The 13,764-nt window shown below is 59.5% G+C and carries 9 protein-coding genes and 5 pseudogenes; 10 read left to right on the forward strand and 4 right to left on the reverse strand.

The annotated features are described in order from the left end of the window. A partial coding sequence (locus tag H8B02_RS36965; protein WP_229170725.1) for a Ulp1 family isopeptidase occupies window positions 1-1,698 on the forward strand: 1,698 nt, incomplete at its 5' end. A gap of 436 nt (window positions 1,699-2,134) precedes the next feature. Here H8B02_RS36965 and H8B02_RS36970 read toward each other — a convergent pair. Together H8B02_RS36970 and H8B02_RS36975 are read right to left on the reverse strand one after the other, a co-directional pair. Then, window positions 2,135-2,860, reverse strand: a complete 726-nt coding sequence (locus H8B02_RS36970) for a YciE/YciF ferroxidase family protein (protein WP_229170726.1) — start codon at window positions 2,858-2,860, stop codon at window positions 2,135-2,137. Next, the gene (locus tag H8B02_RS36975; protein ID WP_229170727.1) at window positions 2,772-3,398 is read right to left on the reverse strand and encodes a manganese catalase family protein; all 627 of its coding nucleotides are present in this window, start codon (window positions 3,396-3,398) and stop codon (window positions 2,772-2,774) included. The genes H8B02_RS36970 and H8B02_RS36975 overlap by 89 nt, the downstream gene beginning before the upstream one ends. A 200-nt stretch (window positions 3,399-3,598) precedes the next feature. On the opposite strand from H8B02_RS36975, the pseudogene H8B02_RS36980 reads away from it, so the two are divergent. From H8B02_RS36980 to H8B02_RS37005, 6 genes and pseudogenes are all read left to right on the forward strand, one after another. Continuing rightward, a pseudogene (locus H8B02_RS36980) lies at window positions 3,599-4,233 on the forward strand (phosphatase PAP2 family protein). After that, a complete protein-coding gene (locus H8B02_RS36985; RefSeq protein WP_229170728.1) occupies window positions 4,220-4,825 on the forward strand; it encodes a cupin domain-containing protein in 606 nt (201 codons plus the stop codon). Before H8B02_RS36980 ends, H8B02_RS36985 begins: the two are co-directional and overlap by 14 nt. After that, a pseudogene (locus tag H8B02_RS36990) lies at window positions 4,822-5,166 on the forward strand (DUF3147 family protein). Before H8B02_RS36985 ends, H8B02_RS36990 begins: the two are co-directional and overlap by 4 nt. After that, window positions 5,163-5,638 (forward strand): annotated as a pseudogene (locus H8B02_RS36995) (DUF3147 family protein). Before H8B02_RS36990 ends, H8B02_RS36995 begins: the two co-directional pseudogenes overlap by 4 nt. Before the next feature lie 504 nt (window positions 5,639-6,142). Next, window positions 6,143-7,213, forward strand: coding sequence for an ROK family protein (locus tag H8B02_RS37000; RefSeq protein ID WP_229170729.1), 1,071 nt, complete (start codon window positions 6,143-6,145; stop codon window positions 7,211-7,213). A gap of 316 nt (window positions 7,214-7,529) precedes the next feature. Then, window positions 7,530-8,024, forward strand: coding sequence for a YciE/YciF ferroxidase family protein (locus tag H8B02_RS37005; protein WP_229170730.1), 495 nt, complete (start codon window positions 7,530-7,532; stop codon window positions 8,022-8,024). A 429-nt stretch (window positions 8,025-8,453) separates the two neighbouring features. Here the strand turns inward: H8B02_RS37005 and H8B02_RS37010 are convergent. Then, window positions 8,454-8,695, reverse strand: a pseudogene (locus H8B02_RS37010) (DUF4142 domain-containing protein); the annotation flags it as partial. A 504-nt stretch (window positions 8,696-9,199) separates the two neighbouring features. Next, a pseudogene (locus H8B02_RS49155) lies at window positions 9,200-10,049 on the reverse strand (PHP domain-containing protein); the annotation flags it as partial. A gap of 116 nt (window positions 10,050-10,165) precedes the next feature. On the opposite strand from H8B02_RS49155, the gene H8B02_RS37020 reads away from it, so the two are divergent. The 3 genes from H8B02_RS37020 to H8B02_RS37030 all read left to right on the forward strand — a co-directional run bounded on the left by H8B02_RS37020 (window position 10,166) and on the right by H8B02_RS37030 (window position 13,569). Continuing rightward, window positions 10,166-10,408: a hypothetical protein gene (locus tag H8B02_RS37020; protein ID WP_229170734.1), complete on the forward strand. Its 243-nt coding sequence runs from the start codon at window positions 10,166-10,168 to the stop codon at window positions 10,406-10,408. 77 nt (window positions 10,409-10,485) lie between these two features. Next, window positions 10,486-12,150, forward strand: a complete 1,665-nt coding sequence (locus H8B02_RS37025; RefSeq protein ID WP_229170732.1) for a S8 family peptidase — start codon at window positions 10,486-10,488, stop codon at window positions 12,148-12,150. 72 nt (window positions 12,151-12,222) lie between these two features. Continuing rightward, window positions 12,223-13,569 carry a hypothetical protein gene (locus tag H8B02_RS37030; protein WP_229170733.1) on the forward strand — a complete coding sequence of 449 codons (1,347 nt, stop codon included), beginning with the start codon at window positions 12,223-12,225 and terminating at the stop codon, window positions 13,567-13,569. The last annotated feature ends 195 nt before the right edge of the window (window positions 13,570-13,764 follow it).

A 13,764-nucleotide genomic window follows, 5' to 3' on the forward strand; every position in this document is an offset into this window, starting at 1 on the left:
TTTAAGGAAGAGGCCCGTGGCCACAGAAATATCTCTCCAGCGCTGACCAAGCTGCGAAAATCGCTGGCCGGCGCTAAAGCGATGGAGATCGAGCGCCGTATTCCCACCAATGCTGATGCCGAGGATGCGGGGCTGACAGGGCCGAGGCGGATCGTCGGCGCCGCCGCGCAGGACCGCACGGCGCGAGACGCGGGCCGTTGGCCCGACGAGCTTCCTGCGGAAGGCCACGATCAGGAGTTGCGTTTAAGGGCGATGGACGAACCCGGCCCGTCGTCATCTCTCGAGCCAGCCGCGCGCGATGCCCAGGCTCCGCAATCCGGAGCGTCCCAGCACCAGCAGGTCCCGGCCGAACTGAGGGGGGAACGCGCCAGGAGCAGCCTCCTGCCATGCGAGGGGGACCTCATACACTATGGGCGCGACACAGCTGAATTGAGGAGAGCGAAGAGGCAGAGAACGCTGGACCTTCCGGAACGCGTTGCCATTGAACGGTACTTGAGGGATATCGCCGGTTCAGGCGGCCGCTCGCTGAGGCCGGTCCCAACCGATCAACTGGAAGCATTGCGATGGGAGTCGCAGCCGCTATTACCGGTGAGCGGGTACGAAGACGCGAGTGCGCGGCACAACGTGCTGCCGGGAGCTGACAGTCGGCGACCGGTCCTCGCCGAAAGTTATGATCAGGACCAGCGTTTGGTGGACCCAGCGTGGTCTGTGGCTCCGCGCGAGCAGGCACACGACATGGTCCAGGCCGAACGGCAGGAACCTACCAGGTCCAGTTCACTATGGTCGCTGCAGATACCCCCTAACTTTGACTGGAGTATGTGGCCGGCTCCGGAAGCGTCGTCAGCGCACGTTTCCCGGCTTCGCTCAGATACCTATGCGGGTCTTGGGTCTTTTGTTGATCTGGATGCGCCGACGCCATCCGAATTGCGCGACGACGCTCACTTTGCGCCAGCGCACCCCGCCATGGCGCGCTCAGACACCTACGCCGGTCTTGGGTCTTTTGTTGATTTGAATGCGCCGCCCCCGTCCGAATTGGACGAGGAGGTTGATTCTGCGCGGGCGTTTCCGGACCCAGCCTCCGCCGCTCGTATCGGAGGTTTGGACCCGGCAGCCCGTTCCCAAGGTCCCGGACTGGTGCTCGGGGATGAACTATGGCTTGACGACGAGCACATCCAGAGGGATTACGAGCTGCTGGAGCAGTCGTTGCAGGAGAATCATCCGAATCTCGCTGTCCGGACGCAGCTCGTGGATCCCCTTATCGCCCACTATCAGATACGCTTGACGGCCGCCGATGGCGACGCGCGAAGTCGATTCCAGCGTCTCATCGATCGAAATGGCAACGATACTGCCGACTTTCTGTTTCTACCGATAAACGATGCCGATCGTCCTGATGAAGTCGGCACTCATTGGTCGCTGCTGTTCGTTGATCGCAGAGACCGGCAACGGCCGGTCGCCTATCACTACGACTCCATCCAGGGATACAATGACCGCCGTGCAACAGAGCTCGCAAGGCGGCTGGGCCTCAGCCTGAATCCAGCCGAGATGGCCCAGCAGCAAAACAGCTATGATTGCGGCGTCTTTGTCTTGGACGGCACGCGCGAGCTGGTCAGGCGATTGGCAACAGGACAGCCCGATCTGATGAACCTTAGGAATCTCAGAGTCAGTCGCCTGGCCCTGCAAAACCGGCTCAGGAGCTGAGGTTGGGCTTGGCGATGAAGCTCGCCGAAGCGGCGGCGCCAGCGAGACTTCGTGTGTTCGTCCGAACGGACTGCGACGTCGTTGTTATCGGTGATGGGTAAACCGACGACGCGGCTGTCATGAACGGAACCCACGGAGCACATAGACCCGATGACCCCTGCAGCCTGATTTCGTGAACGTTGAGGCTCCTTGACGGTATTGAGTTCAAGCGAACCGCCTAAGCCTTGGACCGCGACTGACGAAAAGCCTCTCTGGCTCGCTACCTGAAGAGAGCGTCGAGCGGTGCTGCAGAGGAAAGCGAAAATGGAGCACTCCTTGGCTGCATAATCATGGCAACGGTCGGGCCGCGTGAATGTCCGCTACAGCCGCAAGCATCCGCCAGTGCCAATCGCGCACCTTGTGACGTTTCGAGGACTTGCGGCCCGCGCAGCCGGCGTTATTCGGCCTGTTCGATAGCGGCCGGCATTTTTGCTACCGACATCAGCGATCGAGCGACTTGATTTAGCAGCTGATCGGAATTCTTCCGCAAGGGATTTCGACAACAGCGCGACGACCGCACTGTGGGTAGCTGCTGGGCGATATTCTTCGCCGTCGTGTAAGCCGAAATTTCGTAGTGCTCCACACGCTGTGCAGTTCCGATTAAGGCGAGGTCCGCGGCCGCGTCTTCCTTTTTCTCTCCTTTCGCCATGATTTCCTGGCCTTCCTCGATGAGCCCCATCATGCCCTTGCAAGGCTTCGCGCGGACCGTCTTGCCGAGCAACTCGAAGCATTCATTGATGCCCTCCACCTGGTTTTCGGTCTCGACGAGATGCTGCTCAAACAGTTCACGCAGCTGATCGAAGCGAGCTGCTTCGATCATCTTCGGAAGCGCCTTGGTGAGCTGCTTTTCGGCATGCAGGATGTCGCGGAGCTCATCGATTAACAGGTCGCCGAGCCCGGCTTCATCGTCTGGCGGCGAACTTTCCGCGACAATCGCTGCCGATGCGCCGGGTTCGGCCTGTATCGCCGGCGATTCAGTGAAGGCCCAGCCATTACCTTCGTTCCATGGACCGCGGGTGTCAATCTCACCATGGTCACCGGTGCCGGTGGAATCGTTGAAAAATTGGTCGACCAGCCCTAGCGTCGGAGCGATGCGGCCGATGCTGAAAGCCGGCTTGCCCATCCTCTCGAGTGCCAGCGCAAACGCCCTTCATGTGGGTGATTTCCCGGGTCATCAGGAACTCAAGCGCGTCCTTGGTGCCGGCGTCGTCGCAGAAATTGATCAGCCGTTCATAGACGATCTTCGCTCGCGCTTCGGCGGCGATGTTGCTGCGAAGGTCGACATCGAGCTCGCCGGTAATCTTCAGGTAATCGGCCGTCCAGGCATTGCCTTGGGAATTGAACAGATTCACTCCGCCACCGCCCGCGATTGCAATTAGCGGATCGGCTTCGGCGGTCTGGCGATCGAACTTCGCCGGCTTGAGGTGCATGCGGGCGAGCGTTCCCACGACTTCGAGGCGGCTCAATTCTTCGGTGCCGATATCCATCAGCAGGTCCTTGCGATCAGGATCCTCGCAGTTCAGACCCTGTATCGAATATTGCATCGCGGCAGCGAGCTCGCCGTTGGCGCCACCGAACTGTTCAAGAAGCATGTTGCCAAAACGAGGGTCCGGTTCGTCGACGCGAACAGTGAACATCAGCTTCTTGACATGGTGGTACAATTGAAAGGCCTCGGGATGAGAGGGGACATCATCGCGAACGGAAGCCGGATCGATTGTTCCTGTTGTGCGGAGGATTCCTGCCCGGGCGCCGATAAACGGTGCCAGCCTCGCTGTTTGGAAGTCCGGATTCGACAGAAGGGTAGGACCTTGAAGGCGCGCGGAGCGTTGGGAAAGGTACTCACCTTTCCGATCCTGAAGACATGTTCAAAATAGCTAGATTGCCAGCAAGGCGCCTAGGCCGCAGGTCAAGCTTTCCGGTCACTGTCCGGCCGACTAAATCGGATGTCGTCGTCGCGCGTTCTATCGCTCGCAACACCGCGCCGATGTCGGAGCAAGTGGCCCGCGTCCTGACCTGGGGCGCGGATGAGAAGGTCCTGCTGGTCCTGGCAGCCGTCGGCTGGCTCGCTTGCCGCGGGCGTCAGGCGCCGCTCCGGCGCGTGGGCAACCATGCTCTGCTCGTGACGGTCGCGGCGACCTTGCTGCCCCATGGTTTGAAACTTGTGTTCGACCAAACTCGACCGGACCGTCGAACGGTGATCGGGCATATCCATGGCATCCCGTTTTCAGGCAAGCGAAAGGATGCGTTTACCTCAGGCCACGCGCTGCACATGGGTGCGCTGGTGCATCGGCAGCAAGCGCGTCGCCGGCCGCTCCCCGGCGGGCGATCCGCGCGATTGCGGTCGGGCTGTCGCTCACCCGCATAGTGATCCTGGCCCATTGGGCAAGCGATGTCGTTGCCGGCTTCGCGCTCGGAGGGGTTCTTGAACGGGCCCTCAGGCTCTGGACCGGCTACCCGAACGGAATTTCGACGGAGGACGATCATGCCGACTCTTGAAGACCTGAAGGGATACATGGAGCGCGCAACCGGTCTGAAGCGCCCCGGCAAGCGGAAGGCGATGGATTTCGTGCAAGTGCGAAAACCTCACACAGCTCGCTTTAAAGATGACGGTCTTGTCCCGAATCATCCGCGACGGCCGCTCATACTCTATCGAAACGCCATCGCTTTCGATGAGAGCCTGGATGCTGCGGCCGTGATCGAAGACCTGTTTGAAGCGAACGGCTGGGGAGATAGCTGGCGGGATGGCATCTACAACTATGTGAATTATCACTCCAGGATCCATGAGGCGCTCGGCATCGCGCGGGGCAAGGGCCGCGTTCGGTTCGGCGGCAACAAGGGGAGAATCTTCACGCTGAAGGCCGGAGACGTCGCGGTTCTTCCCGCCGGCACAGGCCATCAGTGCCTTTCCGCGGACGATGACTTCCTCGTCGTCGGGGCATATCCGCCGACCGGCACCTATGATGAGTGCACGACCGTTGAAGACCATCTGCGGGCGCTCAAGACGATCCCGAAGCTGCGGTCGCCGCGCAAGGACCCGGTCTTTGGGGCCGGCGGGCCGCTCTCGAAGCTCTGGAAGAGAGCGAAATGACCGAGTACGTCATGCGCTTCCTTCTCGGCGGCGCCGTCGTATCGGCCTTCGCGATGCTGGGAGATGTTTGCGTCCAAAGAGCTTCGCCGGCCTGTTCGGAGCAGCACCCTCGGTCGTACTCGCTACGCTTGGAATTGCGCTGTATCAGCACGGGATCAACTACGCCGTCTTGCAAGCCAAGGCGATGATTGCGGGAGCGATTGCGCTCGGCATCTACAGTGTCGTCGTCTGCCATCCTGGTCCGCGCAAAGCTGCGAGCGGCGACGGCTACGTTGCTGTCACTGATCGTTTGGCTGGTCGTCGCCTTCGGGTTGCTCATCTTCGCTTGGGGGCAGACGTGAGCCCGATCCGGTTTTCGCCGTCTTCTCTGAAGGAAGGCCGCTGGTACGAATATCTGATCCGCGTCGAGCTCGGTGGCGCTGCCACCGTCTTTACCGGCCTTGTCGGCAGCCGCTATGGAGCAGCCATCGGTGGCGTTTTTCTTGCCCTTCCAGCCATATTCTGCGCGAGCGCGACGCTAATTGAGAACACGAAATCCGCCGCAAGCGCGAAGCGGGTCTCGCGGGCGAGCGCCGCGGGCAAATGGCGGCCGCTGTCGATGCCGCGGGCGCTGCGCTCGGCGCGCTTGGCATGCTGGCCTCCGCGGTCGGTTTTTCGACACTGATCTTGCGCAGCAACATCCCCGCCGCTTTCGTCGGCGCGTCCTTCGCCTGGCTGACTATCGCGGTAGTGGCTTGGTACGTGCGCCGGAAGATGCGATCGATGCGGACAGTGCAACAGACCAGCGGGTCCGCGAATTCGCGAACCCGATAGGATGGCAGGCGGCTTTTTCTTCATTCAGTCCGTAATGAGGAAGCGTGATCTCGTCGTGGCCGAACTCTTTTCGACGCTTATCACTTCCATATCGGCATCGGCCGGGTCTCGCCCGGCCGCCGCTTCTATTCCACGAACAACGATTTCCCTGTCGCAATGCAGTTCCGCGGCAGCGCCTGCATCCGATTCACGCCCCCTCAACGCCGGTCGCCGCTCGCCCGGTCATCAGGCTTCCGGCGTCCCTCTTGCTGGCAGCGGATGTATTCGGAACGATAGGTGGGATTTGCAAGGCTCCTGTTGCAAAATGGGGGCGCAGACGAAATCCCACACGCCATTCAGCTACGCTGTTTCGGGACGGGGGGCGCCGGGTGCGAGGAGCACGGAATTGCTGCCAGATCATCGCAAGAACTGCCCGGGAAGGGGAGGGGCGAGGAACCGCGGTTAGCGGCGCGTGTTGAAAGCAAAACCACCCGGTTACTGCCTGCGGCGTGTACAAGGTTCAGAATGGCCGAAGAAACGATCACAGCCACTGGGATTGCGGCGCACGGCGCGTCACGCCTGCCGTGGGTTGAGGTCGACAGTTTCAACCTTGAACTGAAGGATGAGGAAGAATTCCTCGGGGATCGCGCCAGCAAGGGCGCCTTCCGGGAAGCTCTCGAAAAGTGGCGAAAGGCGCTGCGCAAATCCGGCGAAGATCCATTCGGAAAGGAGCTTTCCGAAGACCTCAGCAAGAAGGAACTCGACGCGGTCCTTGGCGGTGACGACACTGAGGCCTCAGTCGTCGTCCACAGCGCCATCGAGGACTTCGCGCAGGAGCTTGCCCATGTAACGCGCCGCTTCCTCAAAACCAAGGCATGGGATAAAACCGAGCGCATCGTGGTGGGCGGCGGCTTTCGCGACAGCCGGCTCGGCGAACTCGCCATCGCGCGCGCCGAAATCCTCCTCAAGGCCGAAAACTTCAAGGTCGAGATGCTGCCGATCCATTGTCACCCGGACGACGCGGGCCTTATCGGCGCGCTATGTCTCGCTCCTTCCTGGATCTTCGAAGCGCACGATTCCATCCTTGCCGTGGACATCGGAGGCACCAACATCCGCTGCGGCGTTGTGGAAACGCGCAGCAAGAAGGCGCCGGACCTCTCCAAGGCGTGCGTGTGGAAGTTCGAGATATGGCGTCATGCCGACGACGAGCCGTCGCGTGAGAACGCCGTGAAGCGCCTCGTCAAGATGCTCAAAGAACTGATCACGAAGGCGGAAGATGCGGGATTCAAGCTCGCGCCATTCATCGGCATCGCATGCCCAGGCGTCATCGAGAGCGACGGCTCGATCGAGACGGGCGCGCAGAACTTGCCCGGGAACTGGGAGAGCAGCAAATTCAATTTGCCCGTAAGTCTCGTCGAGGCGATCCCCCGGATCGGGGAGAACGACACGGCCGTCGTCATGCACAACGATGCCGTCGTACAGGGACTTTCTGAAGTCCCCTTCATGCAGGACGTGAAGCGCTGTGGCGTACTGACGATCGGCACCGGTCTCGGCAACGCCCGCTTTACCAATCGCAATGGCAAAGGCGAACGCTGAGGCTATTGCGAGAGTGCGGTCTTGATCTTGGTCGAAGAGGGCCGCTCTTTATAGCCCGGCTTGTGGATCGCAGATACTCCACTATCGGCGTCGCCAGGAAGCAGCCGGAATCTCTTCCGACAAAGCTAAGATAGGGATCGTTTCGATCAGCAAACTAAAGTTGCGCAGATTACTTCTGGGCGGCGGTCAACACCGCGATCTCTTTCGGACCTGGGGGCGACTTTATGCCGCTCGTCATTCGAGTGAACTGGTGACAGCCACTCCTGGAACCTTAGGAAAGGCGCTGTCGGCTCGTGTCACACACAAGGAGGAAGCTATGCCGGGCAAGAACAAGACACTTGAAGACCTCTTCCTGGAGACCCTCAAGGACATGTACTACGCCGAAAGGAAGATACTCGTTGCGTTGCCAAAAATGGCAAAAGCCGCGAATTCTGACCAGCTGCGCGCTGCCTTTGAAAAACATGCCGGCGAGACGGAGGGACAAGTTCAGCGTCTGCAGCAAGTTTTCAAACTGATGAAGCACGCTCCCAAGGGCAAAACCTGCCCGGCTATCGTCGGGCTGGTCGAGGAGGGCGAAGAAGTGATGGAGGATTTCGAAGATTCTCCGGCCCTGGACGCGGGCCTTCTCTCGGGTGCCCAGGCGGTCGAGCACTACGAAATATCCCGTTACGGCACGTTGATTGCGTGGGCTGAGCAATTGGGTATGAAGCAGGCCGTTCAGCTCCTCGAGCAGACGCTTGAGGAAGAAAAGAAAACCGACGCCGCGCTAAACAAGCTGGCGGAAGCCGCGATCAACCGCAAGGCGGCCTAGCCGCAATCAGCCGGAACTTGGCCAGCCTTAGTGGCGCGCGCATTGTCGAAGAGGAATGGCTGTGTCATCTCCTTCTGTGTGCGGCTATCTATGGAAGCCGCTTAGCATCGTGCTGGAAGTGGTCGAAGATCTTCAGCCACTGCTGCTTGCCTTGGAGACGTCCGAAGTGCGGAGAACAACAAACCGCTGACATAAGAGCGCTCGCCAGCGGGAAAGTATTTTCCAGTGCTAAAAGGGGCATCGATGTAGCTGCTGCTCTCGCCAAGAGGCTTGAAAGCAGCCGGCCTGTTGTCGCCAAGCCAACTTTCACCAGATCCACCGAGTCTATAGTCCTTGCAACGAAGTCACCGGCCGTCCGGCCATCCAACCGCGCCAGTGGCAGCCAAAGCGGGGGAGGGAGCCGCGGAACAGCAGCTCCCCGTTCTGCCGCTATTTCTTGCCCTCGCCGGCCATAGGTGCGCGCTTTTTTGTCGAGATTTTGCGCCATCTCAAGGTGATGCTTAAGCACGGGCAGGGTTTTGCCGGCCCAATTCTTCAGATCCGCGTTGTCGCCGCCTTTGGCATAACGCTCGAACAGGTCGACGGCGTCCTTATGGGCGCTGACCTCCATCGAATTGAACTCGGAGTTAAACTCATTTACTGCTAGCGCCCTTGAGCTTGTCGAGCTTGCTTTACCTCAATGCAGCCGCATGCGGAGTTCCTTGATGATCTCCCGTAGATCGTTAGCGTACTCCTCGATAGCTCGCCGGACCTCTTCCGAGCGCGAGGGCTTGTGATTCGGCGTCTCCCTAACGGGAAATCGGTCGTATGGTTCATGGGAAGGAAGTTCCAGTAACAGAAGGGGAAGCGTTGACCTAAACCACATAACAGAGGGGGAGCGTTGACTGCATCAAGCCGAGGTTGAAAGGGGATTAAAGAGAGCGGTATCTGAGGCTGGCAACGATTCCAGAAATTCCCGAGCGCAGAAGATGCCGACCGGATATCCGTTGGAAGCTACCGGCGCACGGCGCTGTCGGCCGACAGCTTGAACTAACCTTTCGCGTGAGCTGCCTGGGATTAAGGAATTGAGCCGTATCTTTCTCATTTCAAGATATCGCGCTGTGGTACTTTGCTGAATGGTGCGCCCGGTCTGTGGACCTACCATCAAGGTGTGTTCGTGGTCCTTCATCGTGGCGTCAGGCCGCCCGCGCCATAGAGCGCCGCCTCCTGCGGAGGTTTCGCGTGATCTTCGGCCGCGGCATCGCGTTCAGTACTCGCTTTGCCGGTACGCCGCCTTTTCGGGCCATCTCGACACCCCAGGGCATATGATCGAGCTCCGCGATCGAGTGGGCGTCCGGATTGATGCTCAGCAGGTAGCCGAAATCGAAGGCGGCCTGGTGCCAACGCCAGCCAGGTCCAATCGACAGGGATGCGCATTGATCTCGACCGCGACGCCGTTCTTCGCAGGCGCGCACCACCTTCTCGACGTCGATTTCGTAACCTGGCGGCGCTGAAGCTGTCGGCCCGTCATGTGGCCAATGATCTTGTATGGGTTAGCGCCAGCGCGTAGCAGGCGCTCCGTCTGCGCTTTCTTGTCCAGTTTGAGCCGACTATGGATACTCGCGACCACGAAATCGAAGCTGTCGAGCACGTCGTCCGGATAGTCCAGCGAGCCATCGACCAGGATGTCGGACTCGATTCGGGATCCGCAAATACGTGCCAAACCTCCTGTTGAGCCGGTCGCCTCGCGATGCTGCTGTTCGATCTGTTCGGTCAAGAGACCGCCAGCGTAGTGCGCTGACTTGGAGTGTTCGGGTACCCCGAGTTATTGGAAGCCGCGCTTGTGTGTCGCCAGAGCCATCGTCTCGAGCGTCTCTATCCCGTCGGACGCGTCGGTATGACAGTGCGGGATTCCGTGCAGATCGCCGTCTGTGACCACCTTCGGCAACCCGCCTTTCAGCGCCAGCTCGATCTCGCCGCGCCCCTCTCGGAGCTCCGGCTCAATGAAGGGAAGTTGAGCGCATCATATATATCCTGTTCAATACCTTGGTCCAGTTGAGGGCTTGTTTGAAGTACTGCGCACCGCCTCGGATGTCGGCGCGACGCTGGCAAATCTCTCGCCGGACGGTCCCGGCTCAGGTGCCTAGATTGAGGCGAAGACAATGAAGGCTTCGGAGACGAGCGCGACCGCCTCGTCCGGAGGGGAGGACGCCGTCATCAAGAACCTGCAGGAGTCTGTCAAAAATCCTCGGATGATTCTTCTCGATTTCATTGAACAGGAGATCGTTGAATGCTTTCAAGGATCGGTTCGTGAAATACGCCGGCGGCGCGCAAATCATCTCTTGATCCTCCGCTGCTTTCCGTCGCGAAACGAGCCTAAAAAGCCGGAATTCTTCGTAGTTTGAGCTTGCGTCCGCGAACAACCAGAGGTTATATATTTTTATTATTGCCTATTCCTATTGCTCATGTGCGAGGTGCGGGCATGAGAAAGATACTTTTAGCGTTCGCTACGCTCTTGCTGCCGACCGCCGGCGTTTGTCAGCAAAAAATTGAGAATGGGGTTCGTGCCGAACTGAATACAGCGCCTCTCGTGCGCGTGCTGATCGTGACGCGCCCCGACCCGGAACAGACAAACGGTGGTGCCTCTTTTGCGAGTGCCAGCAGCTACATTTCAGATGCTCTCTCCGATTCCGCCAAGAACGTTCGTCCGATCGGATCGCTCCCGGTGGCTGCGGCGGAGATATCGGCAGCCGCGTTGCCCCGTCTGCGCGAGGATCCGAACGTCGTTCTCGTTACTCGCGACATACCCATGCCGCCCACCCTTATGGATTCGGTTCCGTTCATCGGCGGCGACAAGATGCACGGCCTGGGTTACAGCGGGACCAACGAGACGGTGGCCGTCCTGGACACGGGCGCGCAAGTCGATCATCCCGCACTAGCCGGCGCCATCGTAGGCGAAGCCTGCTTCTCGACGGATCATTCCAATGTCTACAACGTGAAATCGCTTTGCCCGGGCGGGTTCGACGTCGGAACTGTTGCCGGATCGGCTGGTCAATGCCCGACCGATGTAGTCGGATGCGATCATGGGACGCATGTGGCAGGGATTATTGCCGGCCACAACATGAAGTTCGCGGCAAAGAACTTCGGCGGCGTTGCGCCGGCCGCGAAGCTTCTATTGATACAGGTCTACTCGCTCTTCGATGATCCCGCTGTCTGCAAGGCGGCGGGCAAGTGTATCCGAAGCTTCACTTCCGATCAGCTTCGAGCATTGGAATACGTGCTCAAGCATCGGGCAGAGTTCAGTGTTGCCACCGTCAACATGAGCTTGGGAAGCGGATATTTCGATGCCGCCTGCGATAAGAGTTCGGCCCTGACGGAGATCATCGAGCGCTTGAGGTCCAAGGGAATTCCAACCGTCGTCTCTGCGGGCAACGAACATTTTTTTGACGGAGTCGCAGAGCCGGCCTGCATCTCATCGGCGGTATCGGTCGCAGCTACCAAGAAGGATGGCTCGCTCGACGTCTCCTATTCGAATGTAGCCTCGATGGTCCATATAGCGGCGCCCGGCACCGATATAGTCTCAAGCGTTCCTGGGTCGGCCTATGCCACCATGAAGGGCACGTCCATGGCAGCTCCCCATGTCGCAGCAGCACTTGCATTGTTGCGTCAGGAGTTTCCCGGCGAAAGCGTCAGCCAACTAGAAAGCCGCCTGACGAGCGGAGCGCCGATCACTGTCGACGTGCGGACCGGAACTAAACTGCCGCGCCTTGAACTCGTCCATCAGGCCGCCGCCAACTCGAGCTCCACGGGTTCGAGTCCAGCTACATCTTCTAGTTCGATGGAGAGCACGCCGACGCCGGACACGGCTCCGTCCTCACCGGCCAGCGGAACGTTCATATTGAAGACCGCGCGACCGACAGCGGACATTGAGTGGGCACTCGACAATAACTGCGGGAACCTGAAATGTGATCTCAAGCCGATCGGAGAGGACACCTTCAAGCTAGACGTCACACCGAAACCGAGCGTGGCGCCCCAGGATAAGGCGAAAATCATGACGATCGATACGAGCACCGTGAAGGGCCTGCTGAAGGACATCCCCTCGGTAGCGGTTTTCGATAACCGGCTATCCTCTCCCTTTACCAAGTGAGCGCAGCTAGGCATCTGCTCGGCACTCCAGCCGCCGACGTCTTCGAACTCCTTCATCGATTTGGAGCGATAAATGCGCAAATTCGTACCGGCCTTCGTCGCCGGCCTACTTTATACGACGTTGCCAAGTGAGCTCAGCGCGCAGCAAAACATCAGGCCCGAGCCACTGGGTTTGCCGCCGGCGGAATTTCCGCTTGCGAGCTCCGTCATCGATGGGCACGTCGCCGCCAACGATACTGCTGCGTTGCGTGCGCATGCCTGGAAACTGTGGGCCGGCCTCACAGCAAGATCCACGCAATCATATCGAGGGCAACCGCTACCCATTTGGGAAACGTGGTTATCGGAAGTGGAGGCGTTCTCAACCTTAGCCGCTCCTGCAGCAGCCGGAGAGGAGCGGATTTTGCGGCCGTTTTCACCGCTCCGCCAGCTTCGTCATGAGTTCCTCAACGCACCGCAAGGGTTGTCGTTGCAGCTAGCGACCGATGCCGACAGAACCAGGTTGCTCGCCTTCGTGAAGCTGAGTCCGGATGCAGCCGGGTTCGTCGCGGCCCAACACCCAATGCCGGACAATTCCGGAGGCACCGTCCGATACAACAGAAGAGCCGATTTGTTGAAGCTAAACAACTATTTCGACAAGGTCGGTGCAGAGGTCGCCGATCGCAAGATCCTGGACTTTCCTGCAGCGGCAGTCGATCTGAAGATCGTTTTCCTTCCCGTAAAGGCGAAAGGTTTGACGGCCATTCCCATTTGGGATGAGCCTGGTAGCAGTTCGAATCCGAACAATCCGACTGTGGACACGTGGACCAAGTGTGTCGCTGTCGACCCCACGAACAACGGTTCCGGGCAGACAAAGATTGATTGCAACGGCACGCAAATCGACGCGCAAGTCGTTGGGATCGATCGCTTCTATGCGATTGAATTGGACTCCGCTCGGGCAGCGGTAGTTTCGGCCTCTTTGGGGCTCAGCGGGCCAGCGGCCCTCGAAGCCGGAGATTATCAGGTCGCCGTCGCAATGCACGTGACTACAAAGGAAATCGCCAATTGGACCTGGCAGACATTCTGGTGGCAGGACGGAAAGGACCCGCCAAACAAATTTCCAGGTTCGGTCGATGACATGCCTGACAGCAACACTGTGGTCGGTCCTTGGCGCAACTATGCCATGTGCATTGCGGATTCGATCGTTGTTCCAGCAAACGATCGCAACGGAAAACCGATCGTCTGCTTTAACCCCTACCTGGAGCCGGGGCTGAGCGAAGGCACATCTTCTAACTGCATGTCCTGCCATGCGCGCGCGACGGTCCCGGGCGTCCCATATCCGTTGACGTATCGTCCCAACGGATGGATCGATCCGGGCGATCAGCTATTTGCGGGCCAAACGAAGACCGACTTCGTCTGGGCGATGCAGAACTCGGCGCGTTGAGTATCTGCTTCCCTAAAGGAGCGAGATTGCAGCCTAGAAGCCACTGAATTTATTTCCGATGACGCGCTCCAGCGTCAATTGCAATTGCGTCGCGGCGATGTTGGTGTTCTCCGAAGGCGGAAGGGCCGGAGCTGGGGCGCGAGTGACACGTACCCCCTTCGGGTCCGACTCGATCGCCTGGATCCTCCCCTGGTG

The sequence above is a fragment of the Bradyrhizobium altum genome (assembly GCF_020889705.1).
In the GTDB taxonomy this organism is placed as follows: Bacteria; Pseudomonadota; Alphaproteobacteria; order Rhizobiales; family Xanthobacteraceae; genus Bradyrhizobium; species Bradyrhizobium altum.